The sequence below is a fragment of the Streptomyces toxytricini genome, from assembly GCF_014649915.1.
GTDB classification, from domain to species: domain Bacteria; phylum Actinomycetota; class Actinomycetes; order Streptomycetales; family Streptomycetaceae; genus Streptomyces; species Streptomyces toxytricini.
In genome coordinates this window covers 81200-104362 of the sequence record NZ_BMTY01000025.1, presented here as the reverse complement: position 1 = coordinate 104362, position 23163 = coordinate 81200, and the positions used below count along the sequence as shown (strand labels likewise).

23 protein-coding genes are annotated in these 23163 nt (G+C 76.2%); 12 read left to right on the top strand and 11 right to left on the bottom strand.

The features are described 5' to 3' along the window. Window positions 1–14: 14 nt before the first annotated feature. From IE170_RS27605 to IE170_RS27590, 4 genes are all read right to left on the bottom strand, one after another. Entirely contained in the window at window positions 15–704 is a 690-nt protein-coding gene (locus IE170_RS27605) for a DUF3618 domain-containing protein (protein WP_189812172.1), read from the bottom strand. After that, on the bottom strand, window positions 680–1132 hold the full coding sequence (locus IE170_RS27600) for a phage holin family protein (protein ID WP_189812171.1): 453 nt from the start codon (window positions 1130–1132) through the stop codon (window positions 680–682). Before IE170_RS27600 ends, IE170_RS27605 begins: the two co-directional genes overlap by 25 nt. Window positions 1133–1135: 3 nt before the next feature. Continuing rightward, window positions 1136–1798: a hypothetical protein gene (locus IE170_RS27595; RefSeq protein ID WP_189812170.1), complete on the bottom strand. Its 663-nt coding sequence runs from the start codon at window positions 1796–1798 to the stop codon at window positions 1136–1138. A 65-nt stretch (window positions 1799–1863) separates the two neighbouring features. Further along, entirely contained in the window at window positions 1864–2400 is a 537-nt protein-coding gene (locus tag IE170_RS27590; RefSeq protein WP_189812169.1) for a DUF4142 domain-containing protein, read from the bottom strand. A 180-nt stretch (window positions 2401–2580) separates the two neighbouring features. Between IE170_RS27590 and IE170_RS27585 the strand changes: the two genes are divergently transcribed. From IE170_RS27585 to IE170_RS27570, 4 genes are all read left to right on the top strand, one after another. Beyond that, window positions 2581–3009 (top strand): DUF6098 family protein, encoded by a 429-nt coding sequence (locus tag IE170_RS27585; protein WP_189812192.1) that lies wholly within the window; start codon window positions 2581–2583, stop codon window positions 3007–3009. Between the two features lie 65 nt (window positions 3010–3074). After that, the gene (locus tag IE170_RS27580; RefSeq protein WP_189812168.1) at window positions 3075–3920 is read left to right on the top strand and encodes an MBL fold metallo-hydrolase; all 846 of its coding nucleotides are present in this window, start codon (window positions 3075–3077) and stop codon (window positions 3918–3920) included. Between the two features lie 112 nt (window positions 3921–4032). Further along, on the top strand, window positions 4033–4434 hold the full coding sequence (locus tag IE170_RS27575; protein ID WP_189812167.1) for an effector-associated constant component EACC1: 402 nt from the start codon (window positions 4033–4035) through the stop codon (window positions 4432–4434). Beyond that, a complete protein-coding gene (locus IE170_RS27570; RefSeq protein WP_189812166.1) occupies window positions 4418–6715 on the top strand; it encodes a caspase, EACC1-associated type in 2298 nt (765 codons plus the stop codon). The genes IE170_RS27575 and IE170_RS27570 overlap by 17 nt, the downstream gene beginning before the upstream one ends. Before the next feature lie 58 nt (window positions 6716–6773). On the opposite strand, the gene IE170_RS27565 is transcribed toward IE170_RS27570, so the two are convergent. Beyond that, window positions 6774–7877, bottom strand: a complete 1104-nt coding sequence (locus IE170_RS27565) for a translocation protein TolB (protein ID WP_189812165.1) — start codon at window positions 7875–7877, stop codon at window positions 6774–6776. 264 nt (window positions 7878–8141) lie between these two features. Here IE170_RS27565 and IE170_RS27560 point away from each other — a divergent pair, with 264 nt between their 5' ends. Further along, window positions 8142–8831, top strand: coding sequence for a GNAT family N-acetyltransferase (locus IE170_RS27560; protein WP_189812164.1), 690 nt, complete (start codon window positions 8142–8144; stop codon window positions 8829–8831). A gap of 12 nt (window positions 8832–8843) precedes the next feature. Here the strand turns inward: IE170_RS27560 and IE170_RS27555 are convergent, their stop codons facing one another. The 5 genes from IE170_RS27555 to IE170_RS27535 all read right to left on the bottom strand — a co-directional run bounded on the left by IE170_RS27555 (window position 8844) and on the right by IE170_RS27535 (window position 15349). Next, window positions 8844–11405, bottom strand: coding sequence for an ABC transporter permease (locus tag IE170_RS27555; protein ID WP_189812163.1), 2562 nt, complete (start codon window positions 11403–11405; stop codon window positions 8844–8846). Between the two features lie 108 nt (window positions 11406–11513). Continuing rightward, on the bottom strand, window positions 11514–12296 hold the full coding sequence (locus IE170_RS27550; protein ID WP_189812162.1) for an ABC transporter ATP-binding protein: 783 nt from the start codon (window positions 12294–12296) through the stop codon (window positions 11514–11516). A gap of 128 nt (window positions 12297–12424) precedes the next feature. Further along, window positions 12425–13711 (bottom strand): HAMP domain-containing sensor histidine kinase, encoded by a 1287-nt coding sequence (locus IE170_RS27545; protein ID WP_229885220.1) that lies wholly within the window; start codon window positions 13709–13711, stop codon window positions 12425–12427. 5 nt (window positions 13712–13716) lie between these two features. Beyond that, on the bottom strand, window positions 13717–14457 hold the full coding sequence (cseB, locus tag IE170_RS27540) for a two-component system response regulator CseB (RefSeq protein ID WP_268255664.1): 741 nt from the start codon (window positions 14455–14457) through the stop codon (window positions 13717–13719). Between the two features lie 217 nt (window positions 14458–14674). After that, on the bottom strand, window positions 14675–15349 hold the full coding sequence (locus tag IE170_RS27535) for an esterase/lipase family protein (RefSeq protein ID WP_189812161.1): 675 nt from the start codon (window positions 15347–15349) through the stop codon (window positions 14675–14677). A 169-nt stretch (window positions 15350–15518) separates the two neighbouring features. Here IE170_RS27535 and cutA point away from each other — a divergent pair, with 169 nt between their 5' ends. From cutA to IE170_RS27500, 7 genes are all read left to right on the top strand, one after another. Then, window positions 15519–15854 carry a divalent-cation tolerance protein CutA gene (gene cutA / locus IE170_RS27530; protein WP_189812160.1) on the top strand — a complete coding sequence of 112 codons (336 nt, stop codon included), beginning with the start codon at window positions 15519–15521 and terminating at the stop codon, window positions 15852–15854. Window positions 15855–15980: 126 nt separating this feature from the next. Beyond that, window positions 15981–16724 carry a beta-phosphoglucomutase family hydrolase gene (locus IE170_RS27525; RefSeq protein ID WP_189812159.1) on the top strand — a complete coding sequence of 248 codons (744 nt, stop codon included), beginning with the start codon at window positions 15981–15983 and terminating at the stop codon, window positions 16722–16724. Beyond that, window positions 16721–19117 (top strand): glycoside hydrolase family 65 protein, encoded by a 2397-nt coding sequence (locus IE170_RS27520; RefSeq protein ID WP_189812158.1) that lies wholly within the window; start codon window positions 16721–16723, stop codon window positions 19115–19117. The genes IE170_RS27525 and IE170_RS27520 overlap by 4 nt, the downstream gene beginning before the upstream one ends. A gap of 100 nt (window positions 19118–19217) precedes the next feature. Then, window positions 19218–19691, top strand: a complete 474-nt coding sequence (locus IE170_RS27515; RefSeq protein ID WP_189812157.1) for a flavodoxin family protein — start codon at window positions 19218–19220, stop codon at window positions 19689–19691. A gap of 132 nt (window positions 19692–19823) precedes the next feature. Then, complete coding sequence (locus IE170_RS27510; protein ID WP_308428433.1) at window positions 19824–21074, top strand: M20 metallopeptidase family protein; 1251 nt, start codon at window positions 19824–19826, stop codon at window positions 21072–21074. A gap of 83 nt (window positions 21075–21157) precedes the next feature. Then, window positions 21158–21373, top strand: coding sequence for a hypothetical protein (locus IE170_RS27505; RefSeq protein WP_189812155.1), 216 nt, complete (start codon window positions 21158–21160; stop codon window positions 21371–21373). Window positions 21374–21511: 138 nt separating this feature from the next. Further along, window positions 21512–22033, top strand: coding sequence for a DUF4142 domain-containing protein (locus IE170_RS27500; RefSeq protein WP_189812154.1), 522 nt, complete (start codon window positions 21512–21514; stop codon window positions 22031–22033). 11 nt (window positions 22034–22044) lie between these two features. Here the strand turns inward: IE170_RS27500 and tsaD are convergent, their stop codons facing one another. After that, window positions 22045–23115 (bottom strand): tRNA (adenosine(37)-N6)-threonylcarbamoyltransferase complex transferase subunit TsaD, encoded by a 1071-nt coding sequence (gene tsaD, locus IE170_RS27495; protein ID WP_189812153.1) that lies wholly within the window; start codon window positions 23113–23115, stop codon window positions 22045–22047. Window positions 23116–23163 lie beyond the last annotated feature (48 nt).

The window sequence follows — 23163 nt, the reverse complement described above, 5'->3', positions numbered from 1 at the left end:
GGCGGCGCGGCGGGTCAGCCGGCGGCTCCGGTCCCGGGGTTCCGGTTGCGGAGCTCCTCGGCGGTGCCGCGGCCGACGTCGCGCAGGCCCTCGGCAGTCTCCTGCCCCGCGGCCAGCGCCTCGTCCCTCGCGGTCCCGGCTGCGTCCTGCGCGGCGCCCTTGACGGCCTCCACCGCCTCGGCCGCCGGCTCCTGCATGCCCTCCTTGACCTCGCGGGCGGCTTGCGCCGCGGCCTGCCCGACCGGCTCCACCAGCTCGTCGGAGTGTTCGCGGACCTGCCGGCCGAGTCGCTCCTCGGCCTCCGTCGCCGGTATGAGGGCCGCGGCCAGCATGCCCGCGCCGAACGCGACGAGGCCGGCGCCGAGGGGGCTGCCCTGGGTGCGGCGCTCCAGCCGCGCGGGCGCCTCCTGGACCGCGCTGCCGACCGTCCCGGCGGTGTCGGCGACCGTTCCGGCCGCGTCCTTCGCCGTCTGCGCCAGGCCGCCGGCGGCCTGGCCTGTGGTGTCGGCGATGCTCTGCGCACCGTCCTGCACGGATCCCATGACCCGGTGCGTGAGGCCTGAGAGCCGGCCCCGGGCGGCGCCCATCTTCCTGCGGGCCACGCGGCGGGGCGCCATCCGCTCCGCCAGGCGGTCCACGCTGTCGGCCAGGTGGGCACGCCGGTATTCGACGTCGTTCCTCAGCTCTTGAGGTGTCGCGCCCATCGCGCATCCTCCTTCAGGGTCTCGACCGTCTGTTCCGGTTTCATGTGGACCTCGCGCATCCGCCGGCGGCCCGCCGCGTACATGACGGCGCCGGCGACGGCCCACAGCACGGTGACCGTGAGCGCCGCGCACGCCGCGGGCATCAGGTAGGAGAGTGCGAAGACGACGGTGAGGCTGCCCAGCAGCAGGGCCAGGTGCCCGGCGTAGCCGGCGCCGCCCAGCAGGCTGCCGGCCTTGGCGGCCTTGGCCGTCTCCTCCTTGAGCTCCGCCTTGGCCAGTTCGATCTCGTCCCTGACCAGCAGTGAGAGGTCGGCGCCGACCTCGCCGACGAGCGTGCCGAGGGACGGCTCCGGTCCGGCCGGGGACACGCCCCGCCGGGGTCCGGGCCGGCGCGGCGCCGTCGCGCGCTCGGCGGATGACATGGCCATCGGTCAGCTCCCTTCGCCCGGGTGGCGCACGGCGGGGGCGGGGGCGTGCCGCTGCCCGGCGTCCGGCGGTCCGCCGCCCGCGGGCGGTGCGGCTCGTTCGGTGATGGCCGGCGCGGCTCGGTCCGCCACGGACGGACCGGTACCGCCACCGCCTCCGGAGGATCCGGCGGCCTGGGTCCCCTTGCCGATCCGGCCGAGCGCGAAACCGGCCAGCGCGGCGCCCGCGAGAAACGCCCCGGGCCGGCGCCGGGCGAAGTCCTGCAGGTCGGAGAGGAGCCCGTCCGGCCCGCGGCTCTCCAAGCGGGACGCCATCCGGCGGCCTCCGTCGGCAACGCGGCGCACCGCGGACGCGGCCGGGGAGCCCGACGTGTCCGCTTCGGCCATGCGGGCCAGGTCGTCCGCCAGGGAGCGGACGTTCTGCGCCAGGCGCCCGGTCTGGGTGCGGGCCTGGTCCTGGACCTGGGTGCGCAGCTCGCCCGCGAGGTCACGGGCCCGCGCGCCTGCCTCCCCGGCAACACCTGCCGCCTGTTCGCCGACGGTGCCGGCGATCCGCGACGTCTTCTCCCCCACCACGGCGGCTCCCTCTCCCGCCTTCTCCTTCACCGTGTGTGCCATGGCCTGCGGCCCGCTCCGGCCCGCGGTGCCACGGTCGTCGAAGTCACTCAAGGCTCCTCCACGTGCATCGGTACGAGGTCATCGAGAATTCCGGCGCGTACCCCTGCGCCGTGCCGCTACGCGTCGTCCGAGGGCATGGCGTGGCAGGTGCCGCCGCGGACCATCTCCAGGTGGGCGGCGACGACCGGCCGGGCGTCCTTGGCCGCGTCGACGGTGTCGGCGTCCTTGCCGTCGGCGATCTGCTTGTCGATCGCCGCCAGGGTGGCGGTGTGGGCCTTCTCCTGTGCCGTCAGCCACGCCTTGTCGTAGCCGGACGTGCCGGCCTGGGCCTTGACCTTGTCCAAGGCCGCCTTCTGCTCGGCCGTCGGTGCGTCCGGCAGCTGCAGGCGTCCCTCCTGCGCGAGGTCGGTCAGCTCCGCGTCCAGCTCGGTGTGGTCGCGGACCAGCTTGGCGCCGGCGTCCTTGACGCAGGTGTCGCCGCCGTTGCGCTGGGCGTCCTGCCCCGCCGCGATCTCGGCCAGGTTGGCCTGGTGGGCGGCCTGGACGAACGCCGCATCCGGGCTTCCCGGGCTCGGAGCGGCCGCCGCGGGCACGGCAAGTCCCAGTACCGCAGCGGCTGCGGCCGCCGGGGCCGCCCATCGGATTCCTGCCATCGCTGCCTCCCGTGCGCGCCGGCGGCGCCGGGCGGCCCTGTGCCGCTCCGCGCACCGCTGTGCGGCGCGAGGGGCGCCTGTCCACCGCGCCCGCGCCCAAACCGCCCGCGTTTGCGCGGCGCGACTACGGCGGGCGGCGCCGGGTAGGCGTCGGGCGTGGCAGCGAACGACCCCCGGAACATGCCGACGATCGGCTCCCTGGACGAGCTGGCCGGCATCCTGGCCGGCCGCTCCGGCCTGTACGTGCGCTGGTCGATGGGGCCCGCCGCGGACCTGCCCGCGCCGGCCAGCCGCGACGAATTGACCGGCATCGAGCTCCCGGGCCTGTCCGCGAACCCCCTCGACGTGGAGCCGTGGTGGGGGGAGCGCCCCCTGTCGACGTGGGCGGCCCGCCGGCTCTACGACTACTCGCACCTCCCGCGCGTCAAGGACCGCCGGGTGCGGCCCTGGCTGCTGCACGGCAGGGAGTGCGGGCGGGGCCCGGACAACGAGCCCCTCGTCGCCGACGTGGAGCCGCTCGGCTGGATCGGCGCCGAGGTGATCGAGGAGGCTCTGGGCGAGGTAGCCCGGCACAACGACAGCTGGGGCTCCCTCGACCGCCGGCGGTGAACACCCCCGTCCCGGGCAGGCGCCCCGTCCGACACCCCCAGACGAAGGCCGCGGAGGCGCACGACATGAGCCATCGGGACGGGGAACCCCTCGAAATCCAGCTGATCGGGAACGCCACGCTGCTGCTGCGGTACGGCGGCATGACCCTCCTGACCGATCCCAACTTCCTGCACAAGGGCCAATACGCCTACCTCGGGCGCGGGCTGGTCAGCCGCCGCCTGCGCGATCCCGCGCTGGACGTCAGGGAGCTGCCCGCCCTGGACGGCGTCCTGCTGTCGCACCTGCACGGTGACCACTTCGACCGCGTCGCACGCCGCGGACTCGACGCCGGCCTGCCCGTCGTGACCACGCCGCACGCAGCGCGCCGGCTCGCCCGGTGGCACGGGTTCGGCCGGGCCGTCGGCCTGGAGACCTGGCAGGAGCACGTCCTGCGGAACGCCGACACCGAGGTGCGGGTGACGGCGCTGCCCGGCCGGCACGCCGGCAGCCCCTGGCTGCGACGCCTCCTGCCGCCGGTCATGGGAAGTCTCGTCCGGTTCGGGCCGGCCGGCTCCCCTCCGGAGATCAGCCTGTACATCAGCGGCGACACCCTGGACTTCGACGGGCTGGACGAGATTCCCCGCCGGTTCCCCGGCATCCGGCTGGCCGTACTGCACCTCGGCGGGACCACGCTGCCCGGGGGGATGCTCGTCACGATGGACGCCGAGCAGGGCGTGGCGCTGGCCCGGCGGCTCGCGCCGAGCCCGGTCCTGCCCGTGCACTACGGCGACTACACCGTCATGAAGTCGCCCCTGTCATCGTTCCTCGCCGCCGCGCGCGCCGCGGGGCTCGCCGACCGGCTGGTGCACTGCCCGCGGGGCGGGCACGCCGTCGTGACGCCCCACGGGGCGGGTCCCCGGCTGCCCCGGTGACCCGGCGGGCGCGGCCGATAACCGACCCCCCGGGGGAATGCGCGTTCTACGATGACCGGCTGCGGCGCGCGTGGGCGCGCCGCGTCGGCACGGGGGAAGGAACAGCAGGCGGATGGACATCCGAATCGACGTCCCGGGGGACGACGCCGCGCTGGAGGAGCTCGCCGCCTGGCTGCGGGCCGAGCGGGTGCTGCGCGGGCGTGTGAAGCTGCGGAGCGCGCCGCCGCAGGCCGGGACGATGGGTTCCGACACCGAACTCGTGCTCCAGCTGGCCGAGTTGGGCATGGCAGTGCTCGTCGCCGTGCTGCAGTCCGTCGACCTGTGGCTGAGCCAGCGGCCCACACGGCGCGGCGGCGGGCCTGGCGTGCGCGTCACCCGGCCGGACGGGGCCGTCTTCGACTTCGGCGGCGGCCCCGCGGAGGTGGAGCGCCTGGTCGCCGCGCTCTCCCCGCACCTGGGCGGTGAGGGCTCCGGGGACGCCGACGGCGAAGGCGGCCATGAGCCGGCTGCCTGACCCCCGGCTCTCCCGCGCGTACCTCTTCGGCTCCGCCGCCTACCTGCACGACGAACTGCCCGACCTGCCCGCCGTCGCCCACAATCTGCGGGACCTGGGCGCCGTCCTGACGGCCCCGTCGGGGGGCTTCGCTGCGGAGCACTGCACCGTGCACCTGGACCCGCCGGGCACGGTCGACGTCTTCGGCGAACTGCGCCGGTGCGCCGAAGAGGCCGAGGACACGCTGCTGGTCTACTTCGCGGGGCACGGGATGGTCCGCAAGGCGGGCGAGCTCTACCTGGGGCTGCCCGCCGCGCGCCGCAGCACCCTCGCCGTCACGGGCTTCCCGTACAGCCTGTTGCGCGAAGTGCTGGCGGAGTCGCCGGCGTTGAACAAGGTCGTCGTCCTGGACTGCTGTTTCAGCGGATGGGCGGTGCAGGGCATGGGCGGCGGGGACGGGGAGGCGCTCGCCTCACCGGAGGAGCTGGAGATCGAGGGCAGCTACGTCCTGACGGCGACGCCGGCGACCTCGACGGCGCTCGCGCCGGAGGGCGCCGAGCACACCAGCTTCACCGGCGAGCTGCTGTACGTGCTGCGCTCCGGGGTGCCCGGTGCGGGCGAGCTGCTGCCGCTCGACGCCGTCGCCCGGGCGGTACGGCAGCGCGCCCGGCTGCGGGGGCTGCCGATGCCCGACGTCCGCGCCGGCGGGTCGGCGGGCCGGCTCGCGCTGCTCCGGAACGCCGCGGCCGCGCCGCCCGCCGCTGCGGCGGGCCGCGCCGCGGGCCGGCGGCAGGCGCGGGCCGGGCGGACCGGCGTACAGGAACCGCCGCCACTGCCCCGCACGCCGCCGGCGGCCGGGGTGGCCCGCCCCCTCGCCCTGGCCGGAACCCTGCACACCACCAAGCGGGAACTGGCCGAGACGCTCCGCGCGCACGGCCCGGACGCCGCCCGGCGCTTCTTCGGGGACGGCCGCTCCGCCGCGACTCCCTCCGAGGGGTGGGCCGACCTCCTCGGCTGGCTGCGCCAGTTCGGCAATCCGGACACCGACGACGTCGAGGGCCGCATCGCTCTCGTCGACCGCCACCTCGCCGACCGGAAGCTGTCGCCCGCGCTGAAGCTGCTGTGCCTGCTGCGCTGGCTCGATCCGGCCGGGCCGGTCGTCCACCGGGGTCGCAGGATCACGTACGGCCTGCTGGCGCGCGCCTGCCTCGCGGGCGGCGGGGCGGACGCGGCCGACCGCAGACTGCGCGCGGAGCTCGCCGACACGCCGCTGCTCGATGTCCTGGCCGGCTTCGGAGAGCTCGCCGCGCTCCGCGGGATCCGGGCGGCCTGGTCGCGGTCCCTCGACACCTGGCACGCGGCCGTCGCCCGGCAGCACGGCTGGCCGGAGGCCGTCCGGCGGTGGGCCGACGAGACCGCGCCGGGCGTCCTGCTCGCCGCCCTGCTCCCGGCGCCGCAGGTGGCGGAGGCCGTACGCCGGCTGCCGCCGGCCACACCGCCCGAGGACCCGCCGCCCTGGTACGCGGGCGTGCTGCGGTGCGCCGGCGGCCCGGACACCCTGCTGGCCCGCATGGCCGAGGCGGAACTGGCCCCCGCCGCCCGCGAGGAGGTCCGTGCGCGCCTCCTGGCCAGGGAGGAGTCCGAGCGGCGCCTGGAGGAGGCGGGCCGGCGGGAGCGCGAGCGGCAGGAGGCCGCAGCGCGCGCCGAGGCCGAGCACCGGGAGCGGCACCGGGCCTGGCTCGACGCCGAACGGGCCCGACTCCACCCGCGGGCCCGGGTGGCGGCCGCCTTCCGGGCCCTGGCGGTCACGGCGTCCTGGACGGTCCCGCCGCTGGCCGTCGTCTGGCTGACCTGGTGGTTCTCCAGCTACGAGTTCGACACGGCGGTCTCGCTGAGCCAGTTGGCGGGGCTGGCCTCCCTGGGCGCGGCCTTGTATCTCGTACGGCGCGCCTGGGCGCTCGGCGCCCTGTACCGGCCGGGGCTGCGTTCGCCGTCCGCATGGCTGCCCCCGCGGGTGCCGGCGCTGGCGCTGGGCGGGGTGCTGCCGGCGTTCCGGTGGCTGGCCGGGGACTCCTCATCCCGCTCCGACGAGATGAAGGCGGACTCCGACCTGCTGCGCGCTGATGCGGGGAAGTTCTTCGATTTCGTCGGGCAGAACAGCTATGACACGGGCGAGGCCCTCTGGGCGGCGCTGCTCTTCGTCCCGGCCGCGGTCGGCTGCCTCGCGATCGGCCTGCACGCGGGCCGGATCCTCACCGGCCGCCTTCCGGCCGGGGGGCCGCCCCCGCCGGTCCGCGACTGACCGGCGGGGGACGCTCGGGCAGAACCGCGGCCGGGTGCCGCGGCCCCGCCCGTGCCCGTCAGCCGTTGAACGGGCCCGACACCTCGTAGACGGCGTCGGGTGAGGCGACGTACATGCGCTTGCCGTTCGGGGCGAAGTCCAGCCCGGCCAGGCCCGTCGCGCCGTCGAGGCGCAGGAACGGGGCGATGGTGTCCCGGCCGGTGATCGCGCAGACCTCGGCGTTGCCGCCGGCGCCCTCGGTGACGAACAGCTCCTCCGCCGCCGACTTCCCGAGCGGGAAGGCCGCCTCGCGCGGCTGTGTCAGCGGCCCGCCGCCGGTCGCGGCGGGGTCGTAGTAGGTCCGCAGTGCCGCGAAGTAGGTGTCGACGCGGTGGATGCGGCTGTCCCCGCGGGCGGGGACGTAGTACGACACGGTGTTCGCGGCGGCCGGGGTGCCGGGCCGGTCGAACCGGACCTGGTCGGGCAGCTGCCGGCGTACCGGGGTGGTCGCCGCCGACGGGTCGGGCACCTGCGTCGTCGTGAGCCGGCCGCCGCCCGCGGGCGAGGTCCACGCGTAGAGAGTGGTGTTGAACATCTGGTAGACGCCGCCGTCGGGCTCGTCCTCGGTCATGAGGAGCGTGCCGCCGCCGTCGTAGGCCAGGCCGCCGCGCTTGAACCGGCCCTGCTCGGGGCGGCGTACGGGCGCCTTCGCGCCGCGCGGGTCCGCCTCGTACGCGTACCCGCCGGTGATGCGCTCGCCGACGAGCCAGCCGCCGCCGGGCATCGCGGTGCCGAGGGTCGGGGCGGTGCTGCCGGTGTCGACGCGGTGGGCGCCGGTCACCGTGCCGCCGGAGGAGAAGCGGAGGGCGCTCGCCCCGCCGTTCTCGGAGTGCGACACGTAGATCCAGCCGGTGCCGTCGCGCACGACGCCGCCCGGGCCGGGGGCCGTGTGCCAGGCGTACGCGGTGCCGGGCACGGTCTGGCCGGCGCGGGCGACGACCCGGCTGCTGAAACCGGCGGGCAGGCGAAGGCCGTTGGCGTCCGGCGGGAGGAGCTCGCCGTAGGGGCCCGGCCCCGGCTGTACGGTGTTCGCGGCGTGCGCCGTGCCGGCCGTGAGGCCGGCCCCGGTCCCGGCGGCCGCGACGCCGAGCGCGGCGGCGCGGAGGAAGACTCGTCTCTTCATCAGGGAACCTTCACCTTGCATCGGTCGTGAGAGGCGGGACTGTGGACATGTGCCGTCCGGCGGGCCCCGAGGGATGGTCGAGGCCCGCGTCCCGCCGCGTCGGTCCCGGCCATCCTCACCAGACGGCGCGGATCGCCAGGGTGGAGCCGGTGGTGCTCTGTCAGGTGCGCCCGGTGCCGCGACCCGGCCCCGTTCGGCCTGATCGGGGCGGTGTGGCGGGCGTGTGGCCGGGGGCTGCGGTGGCCGGCCGCCTACCGTGGCGCGATGAGCACACGGACGCGGCCGCTGCCGCAGGCGTTCGGGATCCGGCGCGCCCGGCCGGGCGAAGCGCGCACGATCGCCGGCCTCCTCGCCCTCGCCTTCGCCGACGACCCCGTCATGGGGTGGATGGTCCCCGACGGCGGGCCGGACCGGATGCACAGGATCGCCCTGTACTTCCGGCTGGCGCAACGGCAGCAGCGGCCGCGGGAGGGGGCCGTGCGGGTCGCCGCGACCGGGGACGGGCGGCTGCTGGCGGCGGCCCTTTGGTCGGGGCCGGGCCGGTGGCGGGCGCCGGCGGTGCGGGAGCTGGCCGCCGTGCCCCGCTACGTGCGGGTCTTCGGGCCGCGGGGGCTGGGGCGGGCCGCCGAGGTGCAGGAGTGCCTGCATCGGGCGCACCCGGCGGAACCCCACTGGTACCTGCCGACCGTGGGGACGGATCCGCAGGTGCGGGGGACGGGGGCCGGTTCGGCGCTCGTACGGGAGCAGTTGGCGCACTGCGACCGGCTCGGGGAGGCGGCGTACCTGGAGTCGAGCAAGGCGTCGAACGTGCCGTTCTACGAGCGGTTCGGATTCCGGGCGACGGGCGAGATCCGGCTGCCGGACGGCGGGCCCGTCCTGTGGCCGATGTGGCGCGAGCCCGCGGCCGCCGGTCCGGCCGCGGCGGGCGGCGGGACCGGCGGCGGCGACGGGTGACGTCGGCTGGTGCTACTGCTCGGCGACGGCCTCCAGCGGGCGGAGGGCGGCTGCCCGGCGGGCCGGGGCGGCCGCCGCGGCCGCGGCGACGGCGAGGGGGGCCAGGCAGACGAGGAGCAGGGTCCCCCAGGGCAGGCGGAAGGCGTACTGCTGCACGGCGCCGTTGGCGAGGGAGCCGACCGCCCAGGCGCCGCACAGGCCGCAGGCCAAACCGGGCAGGGTGCCGTACGCGGCGACGGTGACGGCTTCCAGGCGGATCGTGCGGCGGATGCCGGCGCGGTCCATGCCGAGGGCGCGCAGGACGCCGATCTCGCGGGTGCGTTCGGCGACGGACATGGCCAGGGTGTTGGCGATGCCGAGGGCGGAGATGGCGGCTCCGAGGGCGAGGAGCCCGTACATCAGGGTGAGCAGGTCGCCCATGACGCCCGCGGCCTCGCGGACGAGTTCCGCCCGGTCCTGCACCTTCAGCAGCGGGCTGTTGCCGACGGCGGTGTGCAGGGCGCTCCGGATGCCGGCGGCGCCGCTGTCGGTGCGGACGAGGATGCGCTGGAGGGTGCCGGGGCGGAACTGGTGCTGCTGGACCTCGGTGCGGGCTCCGAGGGCGTCGCCGGCGGTGGGGTTGTCGCGGTAGACGCCGACGACGGTGTAGGCGGTCTCGGGGCCGCCCCGGCCGATCCGTCCGGTGATGCGGCTGCCGGTGTCGAGGCGGTGGTCGCGGGCGGTGGTGGCGGACACGGCGATCCGGCCGGGTCCGAGGCCTGCGGCGGAGCCGCTGGTGAAGTCGAGCCGCATGGCGTCGTCGACGGTGCGTGCATCGACGCCGGCGATGTTCCGGACGCCGCCGCCGAGGAAGAGGGTGGAGTCGGCGATGCCGTGGGCGGCGCGGACGCCGGGGGTGTCGGCGACGCGGCGCAGGGTGGCGTCGTCGATGGCGGTGGTGGGGGTGGGGGTGCTGATCACGTACTCGGCGGCGAGGCCCTCCGCAGCCTGGCGGTCGAGGGCCAGGGCCCCGGAATGGCCGATGGTGGCGAGTCCGCTGACGAGGGCGGTGCTGATCAGCACGGTGGCGGCGGTGGCGGCGGTGCGCCGGGGGTCGCGCAGGGCGTTCTGCCCGGCGAGGCGGCCGGTGATGCCGAGGCGGCGGGTCAGGCGGCCGGCGCCCCGGATCGCGGGGGCGGCGAGCAGCGGGGTGAGGACGACGGCGGCCGCGACGAGGAGGGCGCAGCCGGCCATGGCGTCGCGGAGGTTCTCCTCGGAGGCGTCCTCGGCGCGGGTCAGCGGGATCAGCAGGAAGGCGCTGAGGGCGAGGAGGGCGGTTGCCGCTGCGGTGCGGACGCGGGTGCGGGCGCCCGTGGCGGGGAGTTGGTGCTCGGCAGAGCGCAGGGCTTCCACGGGGGCGATGCGGGCTGCCCTCCGCGAGGGGAGCCAGGCGGCGAGCACGGTGACGCCGACACCGATGGCGAGTGCCGCGGCGACGGGCAGCGGCCCGACCACCAGGGGGCCGCGGGGCAGTGCGTCCTGGTCCGTGCCGAGGGCGGCGGGCAGTGCGGCGGCGATGCCGAGGCCGAGCAGGAAGCCGGCGGCGGATGCGGCGAGGCCGACGAGGGCGGCTTCCAGCAGGACGGAGCGGACGACCTGGCGGCGGGTGGCGCCGATGGCGCGGAGCAGGGCGATCTCGCGGGTGCGCCGGCCGACGAGCATGGTGAAGGTGTTGACGACGAGGAAGGAGCTGATGAAGAGGGAGACGCCGGCGAAGAGCATCGGCAGCTTCTCGTGGCCGCGCGTCAGGGTGTCGACGTAACCCGCCTGTTGGGCGGCCTGGGCGGCGCCGGTGGTGGCCTCGGCGCGGTCGGCGGGGAGGACGGCGGTCACCCGGCGGGCCAGTTCGGCCTGGTCGGTGCCGGGTGCGGCGGTCAGGTCGATGCCGGTGTAGTGGCCGGGGGTGGCGAACAGCTGCTGGGCGGTCGCCTTGTCGAACACGGCGAGCGTGCCGCCGGCGGTGACCCGGGAGTCGGTGGTGCGGACGATGCCGACGAGCCGCTTGTGCAGTGCCGGGCCGTCGGTGGCGAGGGTGACGGTGTCGCCGAGGCGGTGGCGGCCGGCGGCGGCGGTGCCGCTGTCGAGGGCGACCTCCCCGGCCCCCGCCGGTGCCCGGCCCTCGGCCAGCGGGTGGCGGCCGTCCTTGCCGTCGGGGCCGGGGACGTAGGCGGAGGCCAGGTTGGCCCACGCCTTGCCGGCGCGCAGCGGGGTGCCGTCGGCCGCGTTCAGGGTGGCCGAGCCGTCTGCGGTGGGGCGGACGGCGGCGACGCCGGGCACGGCGGCGAGCGTGCGGACCAGGGCGTCGTCGAGGACGTCGGGGCCGGGGCCCGCGGCGCCCGGCAGGGGCGGCTTCGCGGTGACGGTGAGCGCGATGCCGGCGAAGCTCTTGGAGGCGGCGGCGCGGTGGGCTGCGGCGGTGGAGTCGGCGAACACGAGGGTGCCGCAGACGAAGGCCACGCCGAGGCAGACCGCGAGGACGGTCATGGCCGAACGGGCTTTGTGTGCGAGGGCGTTGCGCAGGGCTGTTCTCAGCATGGCGGCTTTCGGTGAGGTGCGGGGCTGTGCCGCGCGGTACGGGCCGCAGGCGGGGCGGTAAGGGCAGCGCGCGGCGCGGGACGGGGCCGGGGAGGGCGGGAGGGCCGGTCAGCTGGTGCGGGAGCGGGTGTCGAAGGCCTTCATCCGGTCGAGGACGCGGTCCGGGGTGGGGCGCGTCATCTCGTCGACGAGGCGGCCGTCGCAGAGGAAGACGACGCGGTCGGCGTAGCCGGCGGCCGCCGGGTCGTGCGTCACCATGACCACGGTCTGGCCGAGGTCGCGCACCGAGTCGCGCAGGAAGCCGAGGACTTCGGCCCCGGACCGGGAGTCGAGGTTGCCGGTGGGCTCGTCGGCGAAGACGATCGCGGGGCGGGAGGCGAGCGCGCGGGCCACGGCGACGCGCTGCTGCTGCCCGCCGGACAGCTGGGCGGGCCGGTGGCCGAGGCGCCCGGAGAGGCCGACCATGGACACCACCCGGTCCAGCCACTCGCGGTCGGGGCGGCGCCCGGCGATCGCCGAGGGCAGGGTGATGTTCTCCAGGGCCGTCAGCGTCGGCAGCAGGTTGAAGGCCTGGAAGACGAATCCGATGCGGTCGCGGCGCAGCCGGGTCAGCTCGCGGTCGTCCAGGGTGCCGAGTTCGGTGGTGCCGATGCGGACGGATCCGGACGTGGGTGTGTCGAGGCCGGCGGCGCAGTGCAGGAGCGTGGACTTGCCGCAGCCGGAAGGGCCCATGACGGCGGTGAACTCCCCCTGCCGGAAGGTGATGCTCACGTCGTCGAGGGCGGTGACGCGGGCGTCTCCGGTGCCGTGGACCTTCGTCAGGCCGAAGGCGGATGCGGCGGTTCCGGAGGTGGTGGCCGCGGTGTGCGGGGCGAAGGGGTCGGCGGTCACGGGGGCTCCTCTTCGGGTGCGAACGGTGCACTCCGAAGGGTTCCGCGGCCGCGTATCCGCTCCTTGTCGGCGGTGTATCGCTGCGCGCTCCGCTTCGTCGCGGTCGTGCAGCAGGGCCGGCCGGGGGTTCAGGCGGGCAGGCGGAGGGTGGCGACGGCGCCGCCGTCCGGGGCGTTGCCGAAGTGGAGCTCGGCGCCGAGGAGGCGGGCCTGGCCCGTGGCGATGGTCAGGCCGAGGCCGTGGCCGCTGCCGCGCTCGGCGGCGCCGGTGTGGAAGCGGCGCGGGCCGTGGAGCAGCAGGTCGGCCGGGAAACCCGGCCCGTGGTCGCGTACGACGACGGTGCGGTCCGTGACCGTGACACGGACCGGGGCGGCGCCGTGGCGGTGGGCGTTGACGACGAGGTTGGCGACGATCCGCTCCAGGCGGCGCGGATCGGTCTCCACCGTGGGCTCCGGTTCCGCAGTGGCGGTCTCGGCATCCGGCGGCTCCGGCCGGGCGGGCGTGACCTCGGTGTCGAGCCCCGTCCGGGCCACCGCCTCGGCGACGACGGCACCGAGCGGTACCCGTACGCAGACGGGGCGTTCGGCGCCCGCGTCCAGGCGGGAGATCTCCAGGAGGTCCTCGACCAGGCCGCGCAGGTCCCGTACGCGGGCGCGCAGCAGGTCCTCCGTCTCGCCCGGCGGCAGCAGGTCGGCGGCCGCCAGCAGTCCGCCGACGGGGGTGCGCAGCTCGTGGGCGACATCGGCGGTGAACTGCCGCTCGGTGCGCAGGCGTCGGGCGAGGCTGTCGGCCATGAGGTCGACGGTGGCGGCGATCTCGGCGACCTCGTCCCGCCCCCTGGCGGGGCCGGTCCGGGCGTCGAGGTCGCCGGCACAGATGCGGGCCGCCGTCGCGGAGACCCGCCGCAGCCGACGGGCGACGAGCCCCGCCCCGTAGAAGGCGAGGGGGGTGGCGGCGGCGAGCGCGGCGAGGGAGGCCGCCGTCATGGTCGCGTCGAGCCGCCGCAGCGTGTGGAGTTCGCTGCTCATGTTGACCTGGACGGCGAGGACGGGGCTGCCGGGGCCGCCGGTGCGCTGGGCGGCCCAGACGCTCGGGCCGACGTTCCCCTCGGTGCGCGGATCGTAGGCGGTGTGCCGGGCGCCGTCGGCGGGGTCGCGGAGGGAGGCGGGCAGGTCGGGCGGGTCGAGCCGGGCGCCTTCCGTGAGCGCTCCCGTGCGCCGGTGGACGTCGGCGGCGGCGTACACGGCGTTGAACGCCCGGGCGCGGGCGCGGTCGTGGATGTCGTGCGCGGTCCACACGTGGACGAGGACCCCGACCGCGGCGGCGGTCAGCGCGGCCGTGGCGGCGGCGAGCCCGGCGATCTTCCACCGCAGGGACGTCCTGCCCGGCCGGGGCCGGCGGTTCGTGGCCGTCACCGCGCTCAGCGCCTGAGTTTGTAGCCGAAGCCGCGGACCGTCTCGATGCGGTCCTTGCCGAGCTTGCGGCGCAGCCGCTGCACGCACAGGTCCACCACGCGGCTGTCGCCGTCCCAGCCGTAGTCCCAGACGTCGCGCAGCAGGGTGTGCCGCTCCAGGACGACGCCGGGGTGGGCGGCGAACTCCAGGAGCAGCTTCAGCTCGGTCGGGGTGAGGGCGACGGGGTCGCCCGCGAGGGTGACCTCCATGCCGGCGGTGTCGATGGCGAGGTCGCCGAAGGCCAGGACGTCCGGCGCGGCCGGCCCGGGTCCGGGCGCGGGGGCGGGCGCGCCGGCCGGGGCCGGCGGGTAGGTCGCTCGCCGCAGGAGCGAGCGGATGCGGGCGACGAGGACGTACGTCTCGACGGGTTTGACGACGTAGTCGTCGGCTCCGGCCTCCAGGCCGGCCACGACGTCGAGCCCGTCGCCGCGCGCCGACATCATCAGGACGGGCACGAGGCTGGTCTCGCGGACGCGGCGGCACAGGCCGATCCCGTCCAGGCCGGGCAGCATCACGTCCAGGACGAGCACGTCGAAGGGCTCCGCGCGGAAGAGTTCGAGGCCCGCGAGGCCGTCGGCGGCGGCCTGCACCAGGTAGCCGTAGCGTTCCAGGGCGAGGGCGAAGGAGCGGCGCATCAGGTCGTCGTCCTCCACCAGCAGCACGCGGACGGCGGGTTCGGCGGCCCCGGCCGGGGTGGGCGCGGACACGGGCGGGCGGCTCCTGTTCGGACGGTCGGGCGGCGGGGGTGGCCGGGGCCGGCCGCTCCCCGGCCCGTGCCCCGCCCGGAACGATACGGCAGGCCCCGCGCCGGACCGGCCCTCGGCGAGCCCCCTCCGGCCGGTGGATGGAGGACCGAGCGCCGCCTGATACACGGCTGATACACGGTCGCGGCCGCCCGGCCGGCCGCGGCGCGGGCGCCGTTCCTCAGCGGACGTGCGCGGCGACCTCCGCGTGGACGGCGGCGTCGCGGTGCACATCGGTGTGGCCGAGGCAGGCCGTGGTCCGGTTCCCGGCCCCCTCCAGGGCGACGGTGGACGCCGGGCGGACGAAGACGTCGCACGGCGAGGCCCACGTCGCGTAGCGGGTTTCGCCGGGGGTCTCGTCGCCTGTGTTGAGGGCCTGGAGGAACACGGAGCCGGGGCGCATCTCGGTGCAGGCGGGGCCGCCGCACAGGAGGGCGGCGTCGGTGCCGTGGTTGGGGCCGGCGAGGGAGGCCCAGGCGTCCACCTTGGCGGTGCCGCCGAGGTTCTTCAGGTAGTGCCGGGACGACAGGGACCCCATGGAGTGGGCGACCAGGTCGACCCGGGCGGCTCCCGTGGCGGCGAGGACCCGGTCGACCTCGGCGGCGAGGGCGGCGGCGGTCGTGGCGTTGGACTGGCCGGACGGGTACGTCCACTGGTGGAGGCGGTCGGCCGGCCAGCCGGCGGCCCGGAAGCGGCCCGCCATGGTGTCCCATGTCGAGCCGCTGCTGTTCCAGCCGTGGACGAAGACGACCGGATCGGGGGCCGCGGCGGGCGCGGCGGACGCCGGCTGCGGGAGGAGGAGGGCGGCGAGGCCCAGGGCGAGGGCGGGCGCGGCGCGCCGGCAGCTGGAGTTCACGGCCCGGTTGTAGCGGGCCCGCTCCGTCCGCGGCCCGCTGCGGGCGGCCCCGCCACCCGCACGGCCGACAGGTTCACTCCAGGGGGTCACACGGGGCCGGCGGCAGGCGTGCGGAGGGGTGGGGGCGGGGCCGGTTAGGGTCGGGGGAACCCGATCGAGGAGGTTGGAGATGGCGGAGCCGGGCAACCCGGTCGTCCTCGCGCAGACCACGGTGGACGACGAGGACACCGCGTACGAGCTGGGGCGCGCCGCGGTCGAGGCGCGGCTGGCGGCCGGGGTGCACGTGGAGGCGCGGATGACGTCCTTCTACTGGTGGCAGGGGAAGGTGCAGCACGAGCGCGAGTACCGGCTGACGTTCAAGACGGTGCAGGACCGGGTGGGCGCGCTGGAGGCGTGGGTGCACGGGCGGCACCCGTACGAGGTGCCGCAGTGGATCGTGCTTCCGGTGTCGGCGGCCACGGAGGCGTACCTGTCGTGGGCTCAGGCGGAGACCCGCGGCGCGTGATCCCCGACGCCGTGGGCCCGGCAGGATCCGGAAGAGGCGGCCCAGGTCGTCTCCCCCGGGTCTTGCGCACCGGGCCGGCGGCGTGGGTCAGGCAGGATGCGGGGGAGACGGCCTAGCCTCGACGGCATGCTGGGACTTCCCGACCACGTCCGCACGTGCCTGTTCGACCTGGACGGCGTGCTCACCCGGACCGCGAAGGTCCACGCCGCCGCATGGAAGCAGATGTTCGACGACTACCTGCGGCGGCGGGCCGAGCGCGCGGGCTCGCCGTTCGTTCCGTTCGACGCCGTGCGGGACTACGACGAGTACGTGGACGGCCGCCCCCGCGAGGACGGCGTACGCACCTTCCTCGCCTCCCGCGGCATCACCCTCCCCGAAGGCGCCGCGAACGACGGCCCCGACCGGGAGACCGTCCACGGGCTGGGCACCCGCAAGAACGGGCTGGTGCTGCGGATGATCCGCGAGCAGGGCGTGGAGGCGTACGAGGGGTCGGTCGCCTACGTGCGCGCCGCCCGGGACGCCGGGCTGCACCGGGCCGTCGTCTCCTCCAGCGCCAACTGCCGGGACGTCCTGGCCGCGGCCGGTATCGCGGACCTGTTCGAGGAGCGCGTGGACGGGCTGACCATCGCCGAGCAGCACCTGCGCGGCAAGCCCGCCGCCGACAGCTATCTGGCCGCGGCCCGCCTGTTCGGTGTGGCGCCCGGAGAGGCGGCCGTGTTCGAGGACGCGCTGGCGGGCGTCGCGGCGGGCAGGGCGGGCGGCTTCGGGTTCGTCGTGGGCGTGGACCGCGCCGGCCAGGCGGGTGCGCTGCGCGAGCACGGCGCCGACGTCGTGGTGGGCGACCTCTCCGAGCTCCTGGACCGCGGATGATCACGCACACGTGTTTCGCCACCGAGCCGTGGCGGCTCCGGGAGACCTCCCTCGACCTGGGCGTCCTCGCCCAGAGCGAGTCCGTCTTCGCCCTGTCCAACGGCCACCTCGGCTGGCGCGGCAACCTCGACGAGGGCGAGCCGCACGGTCTGCCGGGCTCCTACCTGAACGGCGTGCACGAGACGCACCCCCTCCCCTACGCGGAGGCGGGCTACGGCTATCCGGAGTCCGGGCAGACCGCCATCAACGTCACCGACGGCAAGGTCATCCGGCTCCTCGTCGACGACCACCCCTTCGACCTGCGCTACGGCGAACTCCGCTCCCACGAGCGGGTCCTGGACTTCCGCACGGGGGTGCTGGGCCGCACCGCGGAGTGGACCACGCCGTCGGGCCGGACGGTGCGCCTGACCTCCCACCGGCTGGTCTCCCTCGCGCAGCGGGCCGTCGCCGCGATCTCCTACACCGTGGAGGCCGTCGACGGGCCCGCCGGCATCGCCGTGCAGTCCGAGCTCGTCGCCAACGAGCAGCTGCCCGCCGCCTCCGGCGATCCGCGGGTGGCGGCGGTCATCGACTCGCCGCTCCTGCCGGAGGAGCACCACGCGCACGGCACGCGGCTGCGCCTGGTGCACTGCACCGGCAGCAGCCGCCAGCGGGTGGCGGTCGCCGCCGACCACCTGGTGGAGGGGCCCCCGGGGACGAGCTGGGCCGCGGAGAGCGAACCGGACGTGGCCCGGCTGACCGTCACCGCGAACCTGGCGGCGGGCGAGCGGCTGTCCCTGGTCAAGTTCGTCTCGTACGGGTGGTCCGCGCAGCGGTCGCTGCCCGCCCTGCGCGACCAGGTGGAGGGCGGGCTCGCGGCGGCCCGCAGCACCGGCTGGCAGGGCCTGCTGGACGGGCAGCAGGCCTGCCTGGACGAGTTCTGGGCCGACGGCGACGTCGAGGTGGAGGGGGACGCGCAGGTCCAGCAGGCGGTGCGGTTCGCCCTGTTCCACCTCTTCCAGGCCGCGGCCCGCGCCGAGGAGCGCGCCATTCCGGCGAAGGGGCTCACCGGGACGGGCTACGACGGGCACGCCTTCTGGGACACCGAGTCGTTCGTGCTGCCGGTGCTCACGCACACCGCGCCGGACACCGTGGCACCCGTCCTGCGGTGGCGCCACAGCACCCTGCCGAGTGCGCTGGAGCGGGCCCGCCAACTCGGCCTCGCAGGCGCCGCGTTCCCCTGGCGGACCATCAACGGGGCCGAGTGCTCCGCCTACTGGCCCGCCGGGACGGTCGCCTTCCACGTCAACGCCGACATCGCGGCGGCCGCCGAGCGGTACGTCTTCGCCACCGGCGACCACGCCTTCCACCGCGGCCCCGGGCTCGACCTGCTGGTGCACACCGCACGGCTGTGGCGCTCGCTGGGCCACTTCGACGCCGACGGCGCCTTCCACATCGACGGGGTCACCGGCCCGGACGAGTACAGTGCCGTGGCCCGCGACAACCTGTACACGAACGTGATGGCCCGGCGGAACCTGCTGGCCGCCGCGGACGCGGTCGCCCTGCACCCGGACCGGGCCGCCGAACTGGCCGTCGGCGCCGCCGAGGCCGCGGACTGGCGGGACACCGCCGCCCGGATCGCGATCCCGTACAGCGAGCGGCTGGGGGTGCACGAGCAGGCGGCCGGGTTCACCGGCCAGGAGCCGTGGGACTTCGAGGGGACCGCGGAGGAGCAGTACCCGCTGCTGCTGCACTTCCCGTACTTCGACCTCTACCGCAAGCAGGTCGTCAAGCAGGCCGACCTGGTCCTCGCGATGCTGGCCTGCCCGGACGAGTTCACGGACGAGGAGAAGGCCCGCAACTTCGCGTACTACGAGCCGCTGACCGTCCGGGACTCCTCGCTGTCCGCCTGCTGCCAGGCCGCCCTCGCCGCCGAGACGGGCCACCTGGACCTGGCCTGGGCGTACACCCGGGAGGCCGCGCTGATGGACCTGAACGATCTGGAGCACAACACCCGCGACGGCCTCCACATGGCCTCGCTGGCCGGGACGTGGATCGCCCTCGTGCAGGGCCTGGGCGGGCTGCGTCGGCGCTACGGCGCCGGCCCCGCCGTCCTGCCGCCGGGCGCGGGCGCGCCCCGCGAGGGGGCGGAGGCGCCGGTGCGGTTCGCCCCGCGCCTGCCGGCGACGCTGACCCGGCTCGCCTTCAACGTCCGCGTCAGGGACCGGCGGCTGCGCGTCGAGATCGGCCGCGGCGCGGCGCGGTACACGCTGCTGGAGGGGGCGCCCCTGCCGGTGCTGCACCACGGCACGACCACGGTCCTGGACCCGGAGGCCCCGGCGGAGCTTCCCGTACCGCCCGCACCCGACACGGTGGAACCGCCCCAGCCGAAGGGCCGCGCCCCGCTGACGTGACACCGCACGGCGGGTCCCTGCGGTGTCACGTTCCGGGGGTGTCACGTTCCGGGCGGCTGCGCGGTCTGTACCGGCAGGAGCGGAAAGAAGGGATCGCCGGATGAAGACCGTGATCGTGTGCGTCTCCGTATCGCACGGCAACACCCGCCGGGTCGCCGACAGCATCGCCGGGGTGCTCGGCGCGCGGGTCGTGTCCCCCGAGGACGCGGACCCGGCCGAGCTGGCGGCCGCCGACCTCGTGGGGTTCGGCTCGGGTGTCTTCCACGGCCGGCTGCACCGGCGTCTGACCGGTTTCGCGGGCGGGCTGCCCGGCGGCACCGGCGGCCGGGCGTTCGTGTTCGCGACCAGCGGGCTCCCCGAGTTCCGGCCGGCGCCGTTCACCCGTCCGCTGGTGCGGCTCCTCGAAGGGAAGGGCTTCGCGGTGGAGGGGGCCTTCTCGTGCCGGGCGTTCGACACGTGGGCGCCGTTCCGGCTGGTGGGCGGCATCCGGCGGAACCGGCCGGGCCCGGACGACCTGGCGGCGGCGCGGGCCTTCGCCGAACGGCTCCGCGACGGGCGGCCCGGCCGGGCGTGAGCTGCCGGGCCGCCCGCCGGGGGGTGCTCCGCGGCCGGCGGTGCGCGGTCGGCGTGGCGGGGTGGGATGCGGGGCAGGGATCGCAGGCGACCCGAATCCGTCCGCCCGGCACGTTCCGTGAGGAGATTTCCGTTGAGCGTCCCCGCCCCCGCGCCCGCGTCCGGAGGGGCCGCCCTGGAGGGCCTCCTCGCCGACGCGCACGCCGCGCTGCCCGACATCGTCGCCCTCCGCAGGCGCATCCACCGCTTCCCCGAGCTGGGCACACATCTGCCGCGTACGCAGCAGACCGTGCTGGAGGCACTGGGCGGGCTCGGGCTTGAGGTGGCGACCGGCTCCCGGCTGAGCTCCGTCACCGCCACCCTGGAGGGCGCCCTCCCCGGCCCGGCGGTGCTGCTGCGCGCCGACATGGACGCCCTGCCCCTGGACGAGGACACCGGCCTGGAGTTCGCCTCCCGGGTGCCGGGCGCCATGCACGCCTGCGGGCACGACACGCACACCGCGATGCTCGTCGGCGCCGCCCGGCTGCTCGCCGCCCGCCGCGGACTGCTGGCCGGCCCGGTCGTCTTCATGTTCCAGCCCGGCGAGGAGTCCGGCGGCGGCGCCCGCCACATGATCGACGAGGGGGTTCTGGAGACCGCCGACGGGGCAGGGGTGGCCGCCGCGTTCGCGCTGCACGTCACGACCCGCTTCGACAGCGGCACCCTGCACCTGCGGTCCGGACCGACCTTCGCCGCCTCCGACCGGCTGCACGTGACCGTCCGCGGGCGAGGCGGACATGCCTCGTCCCCGCACCGGGCGCTCGATCCGGTGCCGGTCGCCTGCGAGATCGTGCTGGCGCTCCAGTCGATGGTCACCCGGACCGTCGACGTGTTCGACCCGGCGGTGGTCACGGTCGCCTCCATCCACGCCGGCACGACCTCGAACGTCATCCCCGAGACGGCCGAGATCCGCGGCACGTTCCGCACCCTCTCCCCCGCCGCCCGGCAGAGGGTCCGCGAGGGCGTCCACCGGGTCGCGCGGCACGTGGCCGCCGCCCACGGCGCGGAGGCCGACGTGGACCTGGAGGAGGGCTACCCGCCCGTCGTGAACGACGCCGACCGCACGGCCGCCCTGTACGACACGGCGGTCGCGCTGCTCGGCCCGGGCCGGGTCGGGCTGCTGCCCGCGCCGTTCATGGGCGCCGAGGACTTCAGCTTCGTCCTGCGGGAGGTGCCCGGCTCGATGGCGTTCCTGGGGGCGCGTCCGCCCGGTGTCCCGCCGGAGGAGGCCGCGGACCTGCACTCGAACCTCGCCGTGTTCGACGAGGACGCCCTGGCCACCGGCGCCGCCGTCTACGCGGCCGCGGCGCTGCGGGCGGGCCCGGCGCCCGCCGGGGGCGGGTGAGCGGCCGCAGCGCCTGTCCGGCGGAGCCACCCGTTCGGGTGCTGCGGGGTGCTGGCCGGCCCGGGCGGGGCCAGGCTGGGGCCATGCCCGCCAGACTGGTCGTCTACCCGCCCGACGAGAACGGCTGGCGCCGGGTGCGGTACGACGGCGTCGCCATCGGAGTGGCCCACCGCCCGGCCGACATCCGCGTCTTCCTCGCCGCCGCCGGCTTGGAGGACGCCGACGACGCCGACCTCACCGACCCCGCGTTCGTCGAGTGGCGGGGCGGCGGCCCCGGGGAATGGCAGCCCCGCCCGTAGCCCCGGCGGGGCGCCTTCCGGTCCCGAAGCTCCTCTCTCCCTTCGGCGCAGCCATCGCCCGGCCCGTTTGCCGCCGTGCGTGCGGGTAGGCGGGGGGAGACACGCCCGGCGGAGGCCGGTTGCGACTGAGGAGGAGCCATGCGGAGGAGCATTTTCGCGGCATGCGCCTGCACGATCGCCGTCGTGGGGCTCGGCGCGGTGCCGGGCACGTCGTCCGCGGCGGTCAGCGGCCAGGACGTGACGTTCATGAACAGCGCGCACCAGGGCAACATGGCGGAGATCGCGGCGGGCGAGGACGCCCAGCGGCACGGGGGGTCGTCGTGCGTGAAGGAAGTCGGCGCGATGCTGGTGCGCGACCACAAGAAGCTGGACGCCGCCCTGTCCGACCTCGCGGAGAAGGAAGGCGTCACGCTCGCGGTCGAGGTCACCCCCGAGCAGGAGGCCGAGCTCAAGAGCCTGCAGTCCAATGCGGGCGGCGACGGCTATGACAAGGCTTGGCTGGCGGCGCAGGAGAACGCCCACAAGAAGACGCTCCTGGTCATCGAGGCGGAGATCCAGCGCGGCCAGGACCCGGACGTGCAGGCCGCTGCGCGCGAGGCCCGCCCGGTGGTGTCCGCACACCTCGACATGGTCCGGGGCGGCCAGTGCCACCACGGCTGAGGGTGACCGGGTCAGGCCGCCCGGGCGTGGGTGCGCGCAAGCGGGGTGAGGGCGGCGTACTCGAGGGGGGCGGAGGGGTCGATCGAGACGTCGAGCGGGGCCGGATCGGCCCCGGAGCGGACCAGCAGGTCGCCGACGGCGGCGATCATCGCGCCGTTGTCGGTGCACAGCGTCATCGGGGGGACGCGCAGTTCGACGCCGGCGGCGGCGCACCGCCGCTCGGCCAGGGCGCGTACCCGCGAGTTCGCGGCGACGCCGCCGACCACGACCAGTGTGCGGACGCCGTGTGCCGCGCAGGCGGCCAGCGCCTTGCGGGTGAGGACGTCGGCGACGGCCTCCTGAAGGGCGGCCGCCCCGTCGGCGACGGGGACCTGCGCGCCGCGGGCGCGGTGGTCCTCGACCCAGCGTGCGGCGGCCGTCTTCAGCCCGGAGAACGAGAAGGCGTACGGATCGTCGCCGGGGCGGGTCAGCGGCCGGGGGAAGGCCACGGCCCGCGGATCGCCGTCCCGGGCCGCCCGGTCGATGGCGGGGCCGCCCGGGTAGGGGAGGCCGAGGATACGGGCGACCTTGTCGAAGCACTCCCCGGCCGCGTCGTCGAGGGTGTCGCCGAGGTGCAGGATCGGCTCGCGGACGAGGTCGTGCACGAGGAGCAGCGAGGTGTGGCCGCCCGAGACGATCAGCACGACGGACGGCCGGGGCAGCGGCCCGTGTGCGAGGGTGTCGGCGGCGACGTGCCCGGCCAGGTGGTGGACGCCGTACAGGGGCACTCCGGCCGCATACGCCAGGGTCTTGGCCCCGGCGAGGCCCACCTGGAGGGCGCCGGACAGGCCGGGCCCGGTGGTGACGGCCACGGCGTCGATCTGCCCGGGGCGCAGTCCGGCCCGGTCGAGGGCCTCGCGGACGACCGGGTTGAAGGCCTGGAGGTGGGCGCGCGCGGCGATCTCCGGTACGACGCCGCCGAACCGCGCGTGCTCGTCCATGCTGGAGGCGACGACGTGTGCCAGCAGCCTGCCGTCCTGGACGATGCCCGCGCCGGTCTCGTCGCACGACGACTCGATCCCCAGTACCACCGGTCCGCCCACTGCGGCCCCCTTTCTGCATGTCTCTTGCAGTTGCAATATATGTGCACC